Here is an 18,674-nt window from a genome sequence, read left to right as displayed (position 1 = left end):
GGTTGAGCAGGTTAAGTGTTATTGTCGATATAAGGTAAAGTGGCCAATGAACTCCCGATCATCCAATTCACCATTCAAACGAATCACGTACCAATAATCTCCTGTTGGTAATGGCTTGCCATCGTATTCTCCATCCCAACCATTGGTATCTCGGGTCATCTTCTCCACTACTCTACCATAACGATCATAAATGGTTATTAGTACGTCTGGGAAGCCTTCAATATTGTCTGGAATCCAGGTATCATTAAGTCCATCTCCATCTGGGGTAAAGAAGTTTGGCATTTCAATATCAATGAACTCCATAAATATCTCGGCTGTAGCCTGACATCCGTTCTGGTCAATTACCGTAACGGTATAGGTATCAGTTCTGTTGATATAGAACGTATTGTCCGTACCATTATCAATATCACCAAAGTAGAAGGTATATTCTTCAACTCCACCGGTAGCTATTGCCGTAATTTGGTTGATGTTGTTGTTTTCCAAAACCAATGTCAATGGTTCATAACCCTCTATGGTGAAATCATACGTGGTCATACATCCGTTGGCATGGGCAATGGTGATGTAGTGATTGCCCGGAGCCATGTTGGTGAAGTCCGCACTCAACTGCATATCGGCTGGATCTGTGGAATCCAAAGCATACAATACATCGGCAGAAACAGTTGGGTCTTCAAATATGATTTCCAAAGAATTTTCAGGAATGTTTCCGGTACACTCGTACATTGGTGTAACCGTAGCAGCCAGATTTACTCCAGGTTCAATTTCCACAAAGACATTGGTTTCACATCCTTGTGCATCTCTAACGAACACCACATGGGTTCCGGCCGCTAGATTTTGGAACAAGGTTTGGTCTTGTACAAAATCTGCATCAGCATTGGAATTTAAAGCAGTTTCATAAGGTGCAGTACCTCCGGTAATTTGTAGCTCGAAGGAACCATCTGCACTATTGAAACAGACCTCATGCATAATGTTGATTGCCTCTGCTTGAATAGGCTCTGGCTGTTCAATATCAAACTGGAAGGTTATAAAACATCCGTTTACATCCTGCGCAATGACATCGTAGGTGCCTGGAGCCAAATCAGTGAAGGTGTTTTCTGTATCAAACTGATCCAAGTTGGGTGAAATAGCATAGAGAATCTGTCCAGTTCCTCCAGATACTTCAACCGTAATGGTACCATCGTCCATACCTGCACAGGTAACATCTGTTGATTCCTCACGGTCCACTTGCAATGGCAATGGTTCGGTAATTGGGATAACAGGTGATACCTCAACACAATCTTGACTTGTTACCCTTACATAGTAGTCACCAGCTATAAGGCCGTTGAATGTACCACTGGTTTGTGGTCCTGCCACCAAGTTGGTCAATGCAGCATCGCTGAACAATTCATAGTTATAATTGCCCAGACCGCCCGTTGCCCTGGCAATGATAGTGGCACTGGCCTCGCCAGTACAGTTTATCATGGCAGCAGAATCGTCAATATTAAGAACAAGGTCCGGTACTTCGTCAATAGTTACTTGGTTGGAAACCATGGCCGTACAGCCATTACCGTCCCTTACCATGAACTGATAGGCATTGGGCAACATATTGGTAAAGTCATGGAAATTACCATTGTTGAAGTTTTGCCATGTAGAAGTGGTGGTGTCAAAATATTGGTATGTACCATTTCCGCCAGAGGCAGAAAGTCTCATACCACCGTTCAAAGTACAGGTCATTTCTGCTGTTTGTACCAAGTTGGTTTCCACCTCATCCGGTTCTTGGATTTCTACAGTAACGGTTTCCACATCACAATTCCAATCATCTGAAACAGTTATACTGTATATACCAGCACCTAAACCATTGAAAGTTGGATTACTTTGTGAATCAGAAGTAAAGACAATATTGGCTCCCGCGGCATCATAGATGTTCAATTGGTATTGATATACGCCTTGACCACCCAAAACATTGATTGCAGTAATGGATGCGTTGTCATCACCATAGCAATCCAACATGGTTGTTGAAGCACTAATATCTGCTGTAATATCTGCAGGTCTTACTAGAGATATATTCCTCATCAACGGACAACCATTGGCATCGGTTATGGCCACATCAAAGTCACCTGCCGATAAACCTGTAAACAAGTAGCTTGTCACATTGTTCTGCGTGTATACTTGACCAGTATTGGTGTTGGTCAACACAATGTTATATGGCGCCGTTCCCCCTATTGGGGCCACCTGAATCTGTCCCTGATCGTTGGTACAAGTAACATTGGCCACCATAAGAGGTGTTGCATCCAAGGCTGCACTTGGGGTATTGATTTGTACTGTGTTGGAATTTTCAATACAGAAAGGAGCTCCAGTTTCAGTAACCCTTATAAAATAGCTGCCTCCAATCAATAGATTTGATGGATCGGGAATTTCAAAAGGATTAACGGAGGTATTGCCACTTCCAGTAATTCCAGTAGTTGTTCCATTTGAACGGAACACTTCATAATTGTAGGCGCCAGCGTATCCTGTTACATCAATTTCCAGAGTTCCGGTGCCACCATAGCACAGCGCATGGGATACAACGGATGCTACCACATCAATAGTGTCATACGGTGCAATGTTATATGGCGCTGTGTCCACATAACAGCCTGTTGTAGTATCTGTTACCCTAAACACATAGCTTCCAGGAGCAGTCAACTCAAAGGTTGCTGAAGTACTGGTTGGAGTTCCTGTCAACGACCCAAGGGTATTACCAACAGGTAACAACTCAAAAGTGTAGGTGTTGGCTGGGTTTCCGTTGTCTGAAACCGTAATCAAAACTTCTTCAGGGTTGTTACAAGTTATATCAATGTTCTCCGTAACAGTAGCAGAGAATGTATTTATAGCCGTAATAGGAACAGCTGTAGTCGTAAGACATCCATTGGCATCTTCAACATAAATGGTGATATTCTGATCAACACCAGTATCCACAATCTGGAACTCGTTTAATGTCTGGAAGTTGATGTTATCCAAGCTATAAAGATAAGGCGCTGTTCCACCCACTGGGGTTACAGTAACCGTAGAGGTATTAACCGTGTTGTTTGCATTACAAGCAAATGCTGTTGCAGTGGCCGAAGCAGACAAAATACTTGGTTCGGTAACGGTTTGATCAAAGAAATCCTCACAGGCCCTTGATGATATTACCCTTACCCTATAGTCTCCAGCAGGAAGGTTGTCAAAAACGGTGCTGGTCTGTGCAAAACGATATGGTGTTCCCAAGTTGGACATTTCGTACAGCTCAAAAGTGTATACTGGATCTACTACAGAAGCTGGATCTAAAACAACTGTTAAGCTACCCGTTGAACCACCATTACAGTCCACAGGGTCCATGATCACATTATCAATAATGGGATCAACCTTGTCATCAAGTTCTTGCGTAACGGTGACGGTACAAGGAGTTCCTGTATCGTTATCGGTTACCGTGAAGGTATACGTACCAGGCATGGTCAGTCCAGTAAATATTCCTGTGGTATTTGTTGGTAGTGGCGTAGATCCATCAGGGAATTCTACCGCAAAGGTCAAGTTGGAAGAACCTCCACTTACATTTATAGTTACATGGCCTCCGGGATCTACAGTACAATCAATAGGCTTATCAACAGTAGCAGTTGCCGTCATTACATCCAATAGCTCTACTGGGCCTACAATTTCGGTACAAGACCATTGATCGGCAATCAATACCTCATAAGTGCCGGCACCCAAACCGGAGAATATGGCACTGGTCTGCGGAGAGCCAACATTAGATCCGTTACGGATCAATTGATAGGTATAGTTGCTTCCTTGGCCGCCAGCAGTTCCCACCACCTCAATCTCTCCTTGGAAGACGGTACAATTATCTTGGTTGATTTGCAATGTGGCTGTAATTGGAGTTGGATCTACAAGCACAATATTGTCCTGAATCAGTTGCTCACAGCCACCGGCATCGATTACCCATGCTTCATAGGTTCCAACACCAAGCGGGCTAAAGGTCGCTCCAGGGACATAATCGCCAGGTCCTGAAGGAGCAGAAGTGCCTACATAATATTGGTATCCACCCCAACCTCCGGTCACATTGATGATTTCAATGATACCGTCGTTTCCAGCACAGGTGATTGGCGTAACTTGGGTTGCTCCCGCGATAGCGGCGGCAGGGCCCGCAATATTGAATGATTCACTATAGACACAAGCAGATCCTGGCGGATTGGTGTCCGTTACCTCTATGTAGTATGTTCCAGCAGCAAGACCGGAAATGGTGAAGCTTCCATCGGTATCTGAACCAGTGGTAACCACATCATCGGCCAAGTTGGCGGGTGTATTGTTTATGTCGTAGTACAGGGTGTAGCTGGTTGCACTTGCATAGGTAATGCTTGATGCATCCACCAGATTGAGCTGCACTTCGCCATCCGTATCGCCAAAGCAGGTAATATCTGTGGTTCCAACTACAATAAGATCTAACACCTCTGGGTCAGCCACAGTATGGGAAACGCCAACAATACAACCTGTTATGGTATTCCTTACTTCAAAGTTGTGGGTGCCCACAGACAATCCAGTAAAGATTCCGGATGCTTGGAACATGCCTGCTGGCAATATTCTGAACTCATAGTTTGCAGGATGCGTGTTTGAGTTTGTCAAGGAACCAAATGCAGTAATGGTAATGTCTTCACCTGTAACGCAAGTGGCAACAGCATCAACAGCAACAGTTGCGGGTTGCAATTCATCAAATGGGGCAATGGTCTCCGTAGCGGTTCCCATACATCCATTATCATCATAGACATTGATGATGTAGCTTCCTCCAGCTGTATTGGTTTCGATGTAAACGTTGTTTGGACCAGATTGTACAACAACATCATCACCAGTAGCTGGCGTACCATTGTCATTTATGAATTCATAAATGACATAATTGCCACTTCCTCCAGTAATGGATGCTGTATCCACGGTTATGGTGGCATTGTTCATATTGTTTCCGGCAGTACAGAGAAATTCAACCACAGTGGTATTTACGTTTGCAACTGGGTCTGGTTGGGAAATAACCTGGGTTAATGTTGTTGTACAACCGTTGGCTGCTGTTACTTCAATGGTATAAGTAATACCGGCAGCACTACCTTCGAGTCCAGTAAAGGTAGCCGTGGTGGCGTTGTTTGAAGTAGGCGCCAATGGGAAGGAAGCTGCGCTTCCAGGCCCTGAAATAATTTCAAATGTATAAGGTCCTGTACCGTTGTCTGTAGCACTTACAGAGATGGCACCATCGGCATCACCATTACAAGTTACATCTGTGAAAGAGGTAATGTTGAATGAAGGCATAATGGCCGGAGGAACCGATACATTGAAAACTCTTGAACATTCAGGCGAAGCTGTATTGTTATCAAAAACAGTAATAATATAATCCTCAACAGTTGTAGTGCTGAACACCAACGGATTGGTGGACAAGTTTGTTCTGCTTACCACAATTCCCGAACCATCGGAAATCTCATAATCATAGCTACCAGAACCTTGAAGTACATTAATGGTAATTTCGGCATCTGGGCTTGGGGAACAATCCAATAATTTGGTCAAGGCCACATCTACTTGGAGCACGGGATGAACCGTGACCGTATCTGTATCAACGCATCCATTGGCGTCAATGATAGCGACATTATAGGTGCCAACAGCGACATTATTGAATATACCACCATTGTTCAGATAAGTGGTGCCGCCATCCAACGAATACAATATGGGGAGTGCCGCACTTGTTGCATTCACGGTAACCGTAGCAGGAACAGTACAGTTGTCAACAACCAATGAGTCTATGGTAGGATTTGGGGCCAAATCTAGGTTAACCGATCCCAGGGGAACGGAACAACCATATTGATCTTGCATTAGTATGGAATAACTGCCTGCAGGTGAATTTGCTGGTATTTCAATGGGGTTGTCCGCAGTTGCTGTAATGGTTGTGAAAGGAGCAGGACCTGTAACAGTATAGGTGTATATGCCACCGCCGCCCAATGGGTTCTGAATCTCAATAAGCCCAGGGGAATTACAAGTAATATCTTGTAGCACATTGGGTGTTCCGCTTAACGGATCAAGTTCTATCAACAGTTCATTTTCAGTAGCACCTACACAGCTATCATTATTAAAGCCGTCTACCTCTACAACTTCTATAAAGTAGTTGCCGGGTGCTAAATTGGTAATGGTAACATCTTGTTGTGGAGAAGAGAAAGGTACTATTCCCCCACTATCTGTTACAAATACCGCAGAACCAGAACTCATATCGTACAAGGTCCATCTAAACTGGGTTTCAAAAGGAGCTTGGTTATCAGTTACGGTATAGGTGATACTTCCGTTGTTTGCCCCATCACAGCTTGGCGTAATGCTTGAGGTAATTTCCAAAGGAACGGTGATAATGTCATTCACATTTACGCTACTTTGACGAACACAGGTTGCATTGTCCCTAACGTAGAAGGTGTACGTTCTACCGGGCACCAACCCTGTAAAGGTATGGGTTGTTCCCAAAGGCAAAGGTGCTGTCCAAGTGGCAGTAGCAGGATTAAAGTTTGCAGGGTCATCTGAATAGGTATATTCGTATGGTGCCGTACCGTTCTGTCCCCGCACGGTAACTTGAAGCTCATTACAGTTTACGACAATAGGCAAAATGGTAATATCCAAGTCATCTAACGGATAAGGTATGATGAATGGCGGAAGGTCCGTCTGACAAATGGTATTGTTTGAACCATCCACAGTTCTCATGGAAGGATAAACGGTTTGACCAGAAACGTATCCGGTAAATTGGTCTGAAGTACCTGGTGCTGAGTTGTCCCCTATCCATGTGGCACCACCATCGTCACTAAATTGAATGGTTCCTAAAGTGGTGGGATATCCAGAGAATTCAAAGCCGAAATCATTTATATCACCGGTACATGTTCCAGGTGTAACCCCAGATACAATGCCAGTCAACTCATCAGGATTATTGATGGTCTGCGTATCGGTAATGGTACAACCTGTTGCATCGGTTACATTGATGGTGTAGTCGCCGGGCATTAGGTTATAATAAGTTCTTGAAGAGGCCACTACATTGGTATTGGTCTGATCAGATGCGCCACCGTTGTCCAAATCAATGATTTGAATAGTATACGGAGCAATCCCGGAAGTAATGTTCACCAAAATAGATCCAACACCATCATGACATTCAGGATCTGTTGGTGTAGCCGTCATAGTCAACGGTGTGGCCGGGTTCACAGTTACTGTTTCCATAAACTCACAGAATGGAGCTGTGGCAGAGTTGTCCCTTACGTACACATCGTAAGTGCCTTCATTTCCAGCAGTTACAGTATATGTGTTGGTTGTAGAGAAGAATCCGGTTGGATCTGTGGTGGTGGGTACAAAAGCATACTCCAAAGTAGGCGAACCACCAGAAGCCGTAACAGAAATACTGCCATCGGCACAAGTGGTAATGTCTTCAACATCCACTGTGGCAATAAGCGCATCTACAATGGTTACATTTTGAAGGGTACCTACACAACCAAAGCCATCCCTTACATTGATAGTATAGTTTCCTGCAGCCAAACCTGAGAAGGTATGGTTAGTGGAATTGGAAGGGCTGGGGGTTATCCATGGACCGCCATTTAAACTGAATTGATAATCTCCATTACCACCAGTTACATCTACTAGAATGGTACCGTTGTTGTCTCCACTGTAACATGCGGTGGGAGTTACATCAAAAACAATATTTGCAGGAGGCACAACAGTAATGGCAGCATCAACAGCATCTTCACAAAGATTGGTGTCCCGTACACGAACAATATAGTCTCCAGCCGCAAGTCCAGGGAATATATTGGAGGATTGATATCCTACAAGTACACCGCCACCAGTATCTTCCAATTGGTATTGGTATGCTGGTGTTCCACCGGTTGCAGAAGCCGTAATCGTAGCTCCTCCGTTGGTACAGGTCATTATGCTGGTCACAGAGGCAGAAGCATCCAAAGCATTAGGCTCTGTTAAAGTTTGATTAAGGGTCACGGAGCAAGCAGGGTCCCTTAAATCAACAATGGTAATCGTGTGATTACCTGCGGCCAATCCGTTTACGGTGATTGGACTTGCAAATTGGGCAGCAGAAACCACACCACCATTTACTTGATAGGTAAATCCAGTTGCTGGGTCAAAATTTTCAGTTTCAAACGTAATAGAACCGTCGGCCGCACCATTACAGGAAATTTCGGTAAAGGCGGTAATAGCACTATCAAAGGCATGGCCATCCTCAATATTGACATCAACAGTCAACGAACCACCACAAACCTCTGGAGTTTGGAATGCTTCAATATCATCTATGGCGATGTCATTACCACCTGTAACGGCAGAGTTGGTTCTGATGACAATGTCCAAATTGGAATTGGCACCAGGGTTAAGGGTAACGGTATAGTTTTGCCAGTCGTTGGCATCGTTGTTTTTAGGTACATTTCCAGTAGTGGTACTGGCAATAACGGTACCCACTCCATCTACCAATTGAATATCGATATCCGGATCAGCACCTCCAGTTCCAACCCTTAATAGGTTGAATGCCCATAGCGAGATGGTTATGTCCCGGTTGGGAACCACCTCAATGTTTCTTTTTGCATAGATGATACCATTAGGGCCAACAGCACCACCCACATTCATGGCTAAAAATCTACCATTGGCCAAAGCAGAGTGATCGTTGGGACTTCTCCATGAACCATATGGGTTCACGATGGTTTGCGTAACCGAATATTCTCCATCTTGGATATGGGTGTCTATACCCCAACCGCAAGAGTTAACGGAACCATTCTGGGGTTCATAGCAATAAGCCGGGTCTACTTCTGGAATACTTGTATTTGGTCCAGACCCAAAGGTTTCCAATAATAACACACTTGGTGAAGGAGCTGTGTTGCTAGTATAGTTTACAGTTATGGTGTGTGATCCAACCCCAACATTGTTAAATACATTTGAAGTAGAAGGAGTGTTTGGATTTCCATCTATTTCATATGTATAATCAAAAGCGGCACTGTCCGGGGTTAGGGTAACGATACCCTCTCCGTCACATTCATAATCTATTGATGCGGTAACGCCCGGAGGGGTTGGTTCAGGATCAATAGTCACCGTCATAGGGTAGGCACAAAGATTGGCATCCCTGATGTAAACGGTATGCGTACCAGGCAACAAATACCCTATTGAACTTGGGCCATACGAAGTTCCTCCATTAAAGCTGTATTCATATGGAGCAGTTCCTCCAATAGCATTGGTAATGCGCACCTCTGCACCCAAGCCTGGGTTACACTCGGCCAATTGGGTAACGGCGGCGGAAGCAGAAAGCGTAAGGGGCTCGGTAATGGTATATATTTCATTGACCAAACAACCGTTTGCATCCCTAACGCGGATGTTATAACTTCCAGCGGCTTGGTTTACAAACGTATTGGAAGTCTGATAGGTAGCACCGTTGTTGATGCTGTATTGATAGGGCGCCTCACCACCTGAAGCAGTTATGGTTATGGTAGCCTGTGCTTCACCACTACAAAGGATTCCAGTATCTGAAACCACCAATGCCAAAGGCGGATCTTGTGAAATGGTGATGTCGTAAGAAGCCTCGCAGTATCCTGCCGCGCCATTGTTATCACGAACATATACGTCATAATTACCTGTTCCTCTGGTTACAGGATTGGTTCCTGAAAAATCTCCGGCATTTGGAGTTGCTCCATCAGGTACAACAGCGTAAACATAGTTCCCATCTCCACCTGTTGCGGTAATATTTATGTCTGAATCTGTACCACAAGCGGTTACGTTGGGCGCAGAAGCGATTACACTCAGTTCTGGATCAATGGTGATTGATTCTGAATCTGTACAGGTGTTTCCGTCACGGACTTGGATGGTATAACTTCCTGGGCCAAGGCCAGAGAATACATTGCTTACCTGAAATGGACCACCATTAAGGCTGTATTCGTAGTTTCCGTCCCCGCCAGAAGTTACGTTTGCGGTTAGGGTTAAACCAACGGCATCATCATAACAAATATCATTTGGCACAATGGCCAGTACGGGGGCAACTGCTTCAATAATATCAAAAGTGTCTGTATAAACACAACCGTTGGAATCGGTTACGGTATAGGTATAGGTTCCACCAATGGTTAAATTGGAGAACAAACCGTTGGATTGTGCTGCGGGCAATACATAACCAGCAGGCCCGGCAGTAATTTCATAACTATTGCCGCCCCATCCTCCAGCTGCTGTAATGGTAACAGAGCCTGTGGAAACACAGCTAGGCTGTGCCACTGTATGTGAGGCAGTCAATGCCGAAGACGGAGCATTTATGGTAACACTAGCGGTATCGGTACAATTGGTAAAGTTATCGGTTACGGTAATGGTATAGGTGCCTGCCGCCAAGTTGTTCAAGGAAATGGTTCCATTGGTTTGAGCGCTTCCATTGAAAGTTGCAGGGCCAGTTACCGAATAATCGTAATCTGTATTAAAGTTTGCCACAATATATCGTAGCTCTCCATCTGTGTCTCCCAAACAACTGATGTTGCTCACCAATTGCCCAGTAACTGTGATTTCAGTAACAGGGTTTATGGTGTAGCTTTCATCATAGAAACATCCATTGCTGTCGGTTACACGGAACATATACGTGTCGGGGGCCAATCCGGTAAAAGTGGCATTATTTCCATTGTTGACTACGCTTGCAGTAGGGGCAATGATTTCATAGGTCAAGTTTGGTGTGCCACCCGTAGTAGTCAAAGTAACATCGGAAACAAAGGCTGGACATGTTGGATTGGTAGCCGAAAATGTAAGATCCGTTGGAGGATCAAGGGCATCCAAAGTAATGGGGTCGGTGGTAACTGTACAGCCGTTATCGTCCCTTATGGTGATGGTGTAAGTTCCATCGGTAAGCCCTGTGAAGGTTTCTGCACCAGCACCACTTACAAAGTTTACCCCATCAATACTGTATTCGTAGGGTGCTGTACCCCCGGTTACATTTTGGGCCTCAATAATCCCATTTTGTAAACAAGTATAATCTTGAATCAATGCTGCATCCCCATCCAAGCTATCTGTTGGGGCTGTAATGGAAGCATACTCAAAGTAATCGCATGATGCACTTCCTTTACGTTGGTTTATTACCACCGCGTAGTCTCCGTTAGCTAAATTTGGAAAATAGCCGGTAGTGTTGGTGGCCAAGGCATTATTGTAGTCGTATGCGTTCTCATCAAAACCAGTTGCATCGAACAAATAGTAAGTTAGTTGATACCCATTGCTGTTGATTAGATTAAAAGTAATTGCCCCTGTTGATTCCCCATAACAAAGCACATCGGTAATCACCGTTGGATTAAAATCAGCTGCTGGTCTAAACTCGATAGTGACGGTGTTGGAGATATCATAACAATCAAACCTATCTACCACCACGAAGGTATAATCACCTGGGTCATAGATATCAAAAATTTGACTGGTTTGAAATTCAGAAGGCGGTATGTCTGCTACCGTGGGGTATGAAATTACGGGGTTACCCAATTCATCCACATAAGACCAAATAGCATATAAATGTGGTGTTTTCCCTCCTGTGGATTCCATTAGTATATTACCTTCTCTACAGGTAATGTGTTGAGAAACCCTTGCGTTTAAATCTAAATCTGAAGAATCAACAATGGTAACTTGCTCTGTATAAGTACAGTTATCATCTGTAGTGACGGTTACATCGTATACTCCGGCATTTAAGTTTTCAAATGTATAGTTGTTGTCTGTTGAAGGTCCAAAAGTGTCCACAACAGTACCTCCTTGTGCTATTTCGTAACTGTATTGTGGCTCTACATTGAGCACAGATATGGCTATTTCACCCAGACCGTTACAGTTGGTGTCTTCGGTAGTAATGTCCACTTGGAAATTTCTTCGAAGGATACCAATATTTTCCAGGAGAAAAACACATCCATCGGTTACTCCTTGTTGTCTCATTTCAACGGCATAAGCACCGTTGGTGTCTATATCAAAGCTAGGGCTTGGTCCGTAAGGAACAAGTATGTTGCCGGTGGTTTGATCTAAAAGTTGGTACTCATAGTTTAGGGGCATGTTTGTAACCGTGATGTTTCCATCTGTATCACAAATAATGTCTCTTGAGGTATATTGTGGGTTGAGCGGGTTCTTGTATATGTTGAAATAGAACCTACTAAAACATCCATTTAGATAATTGATGACCAATCGGTATTGCCCAGAGTCTGAAGCCACATAATCATTGCCCAAACCAACATTGGTCCATCCGCAACCTGCATTGGTGTTGGCACAGCCGTCAATTGCTGCTGGGCAGCTTGACTCATCAAGTTGTTGCCATTCTATACTTGTGGCATCTGGAATATTTACTTGGAGTAGCTCGGTGTCATTAAGTCCACAAAGGAAGATTTCTGGCAATTCGCTTCCATCATTTGGACAAATTTGAATCTCCCCATCAATGGTGTTTGATGTATCATTGATCATTGCGGTGATAGGGTTGCTTTGTACGGAGCCAAACAATTCCACCTCAATGATTTCCATGAAATCTTTACAGGGATCAGCAACTTGTTTGTCAACCAAATAGGTTCCCACTTCTGTAACTACCATGGTACTTGGGTCGTTATCCGCATCGGCATCGGTAATAACAGTATCGGTTCCTATATCAATTTGGTTGTTGCCATTTTCGTCACGGTACCAGATATAGTTATCAAAATTGTCCCCTGCATCCAAAAGCACATCGTCCCCACAGAGTTGAACGGTCCTACTAAAATTACAGGCGCTTAAGTCGTCCAACAAAAAGTTTGTGGCCCCAGGTGTTGGGAAACCACAACCGTCAAATTCGGAAACACTGGGGTCGTCTGTAATCTGTGCACTGTTTATGGCACCACTATAAGTGGAATAGGCCAAGTTTTGGATGATATCGGTACAAGCATCTATAAAGTCAAAACAGTTTTCTGCCACTTGTACCCGCATACGGATTGTTGCTGGTGGATCACCTTCTTGTACTAAATTATCAGGAATGCTAAAGGTAATCGTCCTTGTGCCCGGGTCATAGGTGTAGGTAACACCACTAGGCATAGAAATGGTGCTCTCATCCAAGGTAACATTTATAGGGAGTACATCTCTTATGGTATAGTTAACAGCGTCGTCGTTTCCAACATTCTCAAAACTAAGAACATAGTCTAAATACTGCCCCAGATTAACTCCTAGTCCGGTGATGTCGTTTCCGGCAATATCCTCAACGGTTTTGGTTAGCGCGATGTTGGGCTCAATGATTTCAACATCCAAAGAGGTAAAAAAGATATCGTACTTATCTTGTGTTGACGATGCGCGCAAAGTGGCCCCGGTCTCACTGTTTGGTATAACCGTACGACTAGGGTTTGGTATAGTAAATAGGTCAACATCCCAACCCAATGTATTTATACTATTGGGGTTTCGAGTAGTAATTATGTTGTCCTCAATGGTAATGTTACTGTTAAAAAAGTTGGTGGTAGGGTTTACTGTATTGCCAAGGGGAGTAAAAGTTGCATTACTGTTGGCGCGTATGGCCAACCCATCTCCTGAGATTCGGTTGTCACCTTCCAATGTGGCTACACCCAATTTGGCACGTACCGGAAACGGAGCGGGAAGCGTAGTAAACCCACTGAAAGGAACATCAACGGTTTGCCCAGATTTTATACCGGCATACCCATCAAAAGTTGTGATGAATTTACCAGGCAGGGTTGGATTTTCATAAACGATAACCAAGGTCCAACCTCCAGAAACACCACCTTGTACACTATCTCCAGAACTGGCCCGCACATTACCAACAAAGTATTCCCCACTGGGAGTGGCCAATGCAGTAACTATAGATGTTACATCTTTATAGCAAGCATATGGTGCATAGTTTCCAAAATCTGCATCGCCTTCACCATCAAATAGGATTTCATCGGCAGTCAAGTCTTGGTATGCCCCTCCTGGAACCCTAAACTTTACTTGGTTAAAATCGGTGCTTCTATTGTTGTCTTGGTATACTGCTGACCAATATAAACCCGCATATCGGATTAAAGAACATGAAGGGTCCGGAATAGATAGTGTGGCACTACTTGAGCTAAAGGTGGAAGGGTCGCCATCTATATCTATGTATTGCATGTTCAAATCATCATTATAAGATGAGCTTGAACCAGTTGAGTTGTAGGGGTCTTCAGGGTCGTATGTACTGTTATCCCTATTTACAATGTTGTTTGCGATAAAGGTAAGATCTCCCCTGAGTTCGTTTGCATAACGAACATCAAAGGTGTTCTTAACCTGGGAGGTACCCACCCAAGAGATGAGTGCCATCCCAAGGAACAGCAATATTTTATGTAATGGTTTGGCCATGGTTAGCTATTGTAGTTGGGTTTTACACGCATGATCCACATTTGGTCATCATACGAGGCGTTTAGTTTGGAATAGTATGAGGTCAAGGCGTTGTTCCAGGTTTCATGTTTTTTGAGTATACATAGCGGTAGTTGTCCTCTGGATTTATGAAATAACTGGCATTTAGGCCTCTTGCGTTCAATTCTTTTACAAAACGATTGGCACTAGATGAATTGTCAAAAACACTGGCAATGATGTAGAAGCCAGATGGTAATCCGTCCGCTTTGATAGTTTTGTAGGTAACATGGGTGGTTGCCCCACTACCCTTGCTTACATTTTTGTGCAAGTTGTTGTTACCGTATTTGGATGAACCCGGGGTATTTTCTTTGGCATTGTTCACAAAGCCATGAATGGTTGCGGTGCCGTCATTGACGTTCATGACCCAAGCATCTCCTTGATATGCTCCATTAAGCTTTGAATGATAAGCTTTTAGGGCATCGTTTTTGTCCTTGTATCCGTCAAGGTATACATAGTTGAGACCGTTTTTCGGGTTTTCAAAATATCCGGCGTCGATACCTTGTTCACGCAGTTGGGCAACAAAGGCATCTACGTTTTCAGGGTTTTTGAAAACGTTGGCAATCAAATAGTGCCCACTTTGAACATTTGGGATATTATTTGACTTAAAACGAACACTTTTGTTGGTCTTAACATTGGTGCCATAAATCTTGTCCTTTTTCACTGTAGACGTGTTGGCTACATTGTTTTTGGCTTTTGCATCATTTAATCTGATGATTTTTTTGGCCGAGGAAGTATTGGAAAGACCATGGTTGGATAATGGCTGCGACTTGGTTTGCGCAACAAGGTCGGCGCTGTCCATATCGGCAAAATACACTTGTTTTGCTTTTTCTTCCAACGCAGGATTTTGACCGTTGGTTTCGCGACGAACCATTTTCATGACGGTTTCAAACCGCTTTTCCAAATCCTTTTTTCGGGTGCTTTCAATGGAGTCTTGACGGTACAACAACTCATCCAATATGGCATCGTTTTCTGCAAGCTTGTCTTTCAACTGGGCAATTTCAAGGTCTTTTTCCGTAATGCTCAGACTATCTTGCGGAACATTTTCGTTTTCGACCAAAGCATCGTTTTCTTTTTCCAACATTACCCGGTCTTCGGTCAAGTTGGGCGTAAAGGAATAGGCCAATGAAATTTCATGGCTTACCCCAAAGTTTTCAAAATTGTTGCTAAGTCCTTTTTCTACGGTATATCCTAGAGAAATGTTCTTGGTAAGGTTAAAGCCAAGACCGGCAGATGCACCATAAAAATCATCATAACCAGCTTGTACCCAACCCAGCTTTGGAAGGTCAAGAATTAAATTTCCGCCAAGTACTATATTTTCTTCCCCTACTTTCCTAACACGTGCCAAAGGCATTAATCTACCATGTTCCAAAAGTCCCGCACCATTTTTAAACTGATGGGTATATTGCAGGTGCCCGGAATAGGTTTTCTCGTTGAATTCAGTGACAGATTCACTGTTCTTAAGGTTGTAATCGAATAAATTTTCAGCAAAACCACCAATATCAAAACTACCTATGGAAAGATTGAAACCAGGTTGAAAACTGATCAAGGAACTACTCTCCAAAGTGTTCAAAAATGGATCATCCTCAATGGCGTTGATCCTGTCTTGGTTCAAGGCGCTTTGATAGTATGAAAAATTGGCACCAAAAGTAAAGTTGCTTTTTGGGCTCAATCGAACACCATATGCGTAATTTGCGTGTACACCAAAATTGTTAAAAACCCCTTCCCTGTTGGTAAAGAGACTTAGTCCTACCCCACTTCTATCGCTTACCCTACCGCTGTAGCTCAAGAAGTAAACTTGGTTGTTATCATCAAAAGATACCGACTGGTTTCTGTGAAATAAGTTGATGTATGATTTATCTTCTCGCACCGTGGAAAACGTTGGATTGATCATGAACCTGTTGAATTTCAACAAGTTTTGGGAAGGAATGTTATAGGGAACAAAAGGGTCCTCTTCCTGTCCGTGTAATCCGGTTGAAGCAAGTAGCAAGATATAAAGTAGTAGTAGTAAAGGTTTTTTGGTGCGCATGCTGTTTATTTGATAACAGTTATGGTGCCCTGTTTCAGGCTTTTCCCTCCTTTCGTGATCTTGTAATAAAAGATCATGCTGGATTTGTTGAACGTTGAGGTGGATTGTGGCCAATTGTTTTCGTAATTGGTCTGGCTAAATACCTCCTTACCTCTCTCATTGTATATGGTTACAAGAACCTCTTGGTCTCTGGAATATGTGTTGGGCAATATCCACAAGTCGTTGATACCATCGCCATTGGCGGTAATAACATTCGGAATGGCGAACATGTCCCTAAAGACTACTGTTACAACCCGGCTAACGGTACAGTTGCCAAAGTGGGCCACCAAAAGGTATTGTCCCTCTTCTTGGAAACCATATGAGTCTTGGGTTGATATTAGATTGTTGTTATAATCGAACCACTCATAAGAATCGGCTCCAGAGGCGGTCATGGTAACCGTCTCGCCCTCTATGATGATAAGGTCTTGTGGCTTATCTAAAACTAGTAGTGATTCATTAAATGCACGGACAGTAATTTCATTTGAAACTACTGGGCAATCATTGGTTGTAATGATTAATTTGTAGACACCTATTTCTGTTGCGGTGTAGGTTAAGGATGATGTATCCACAACGTTACCGTCCTTATGCCATTCAAAGGTTTCGCCTTCAAGATTCTGTGTGCTGCTAATGACAATCGGATCAGAGCCTTCACATAGTACGGTCCCATTGGCAGAAATCTCAAGGGCTTGGTTTACAGCTAGCTTTACATTTAAACTGTTGGATGTGGCATTAAAGCCATCCAAAGAACCATATAAGGTATAGTTTCCATTCTTTTCATGATCGGATAAGGTTATGGTCTTTGAGGTTTCACCACTTACTGCGGCACCATCCAGCCTCCATTCGTATGAGAAAGAGGATTGAAGGTCGGCAGTAACATTGGTTTTAGCCCCACCATCACCAATCGCATTTATAGCGGATAGATTCAATGTGGCATCAAGGCTTTCACATGAGGAATATGATCCCACATAAGCAATCTCAAATTCAAAGGAATCTGGTGATACAACCGTAGTTACAGTAGAATTAATTGGTGTAACGGAACATGCCCCGCCATTTTCGGTAACTGCCACATAATATTCACCCACTTGATCAATGGTTAGTGAGCTACTGGTAGCGTCAGTGATTGGAGCGCCATCTTTGTACCATTGGTAGCTTGGGGATACCGCATTGGTGGTTACCGATAAATTTTTGGATTGCGAAGGCAGCAATACAATATTTTCTTCATTTACAAGGGCTACCTCAAAAGTTCCTGCGCTTGTTACGGTAGTTGCAGAAGAACGCTCCTTACAGGCGCTTGCGCCTTCAATTTCAACCTCATAACTACCGGCAAAACCATCCAAGTTGGTGTTTAAAATAAGGGAGTCACCCTCCAAAGTGGGGCCACTGATAACGCTTCCATCCTTGTACCAAGTATAGGTAAGTCCCATTCCCGTGATACTTGCTTGGAGCGTGTAGGGGTCTCCAGGACATAACTCAACATTATTGGCACCATTTATGGCGATGCCCAGACTGGAGCCGTTATTAATTTCAATGGTATTGGAGAGTGTATTGGCAGAACCAGAGCAAACGGAACCATAGTCCAGCTCTACGTAGTACATTCCAGGAGTAGAAACGGTGATGCTGGCTGTCTTCTGGGGAAGCAGAGTTCCGCTTCTGTACCAATTATATATATAAGTATCGGCGTTGGGGATATTGTGTGGTTTTAAGGTTACATTGCCGCCATCACAAATTTGTATGGCCCCTCCAGAAGGAATACTTCCACTACCATTCTCGCTAATGAGCAAGGGAGAGTTATAGTCGATATAGTACATGGGATAAGCATCAGATGCAGGGCTGGTCTTGGCCGGACTGGTGCTTCGGACCCTAAATTTGTAATTTTCTCCACGTATGGTGTTGGGGACGGCAAACTGAAATTCAAAATCGAATACGGTATTTTTGTCGGCAACACGGGCCAATTCCGTAGGAGACCCAAAATTCCCATTGGCATCTGAAAGCTCCAGCACGAACTCGTTGTTGGAGTTTACCAAAGGAATATTCCAAGTAAAGTTCACAAAATACTCATTGAATCCGGACGAAGCACATGCTGCTGTCCATGCTGAATTACCCGCAAGGTTTGGATTATCAGCAGCTGTAGGCTTGTTTAATACCTGTGCTTGCATAGAAGGTACGGCCAGCAAAATTGCAAGGACCAGTACTAGAATGCCATACGTTGAACTACTTTTTTTCATCACCGTTAGTTTTAAGAGGTTGAGGGCAATAAATGCCCGTT

At 43.7% G+C, this 18,674-nt stretch carries 3 protein-coding genes; all 3 read right to left on the bottom strand.

What is annotated here, in order from left to right:
* Positions 1 to 18: 18 nt before the first annotated feature.
* A complete protein-coding gene (locus ACP14V_RS00170) occupies positions 19 to 14,286 on the bottom strand; it encodes a T9SS type B sorting domain-containing protein (RefSeq protein WP_272609089.1) in 14,268 nt (4,755 codons plus the stop codon).
* Positions 14,287 to 14,368: 82 nt separating this feature from the next.
* Positions 14,369 to 16,369, bottom strand: a complete 2,001-nt coding sequence (locus tag ACP14V_RS00165) for a PorP/SprF family type IX secretion system membrane protein (RefSeq protein WP_424987622.1) — start codon at positions 16,367 to 16,369, stop codon at positions 14,369 to 14,371.
* 5 nt (positions 16,370 to 16,374) lie between these two features.
* Positions 16,375 to 18,633 (bottom strand): gliding motility-associated C-terminal domain-containing protein, encoded by a 2,259-nt coding sequence (locus tag ACP14V_RS00160; RefSeq protein WP_272609087.1) that lies wholly within the window; start codon positions 18,631 to 18,633, stop codon positions 16,375 to 16,377.
* Positions 18,634 to 18,674: the final 41 nt, after the last annotated feature.

Origin of the sequence: Flagellimonas alvinocaridis, from assembly GCF_965248585.1 — a bacterium.
GTDB lineage: Bacteria > Bacteroidota > Bacteroidia > Flavobacteriales > Flavobacteriaceae > Flagellimonas > Flagellimonas alvinocaridis.
This window is presented reverse-complemented; position numbering and strand designations above follow the sequence as displayed.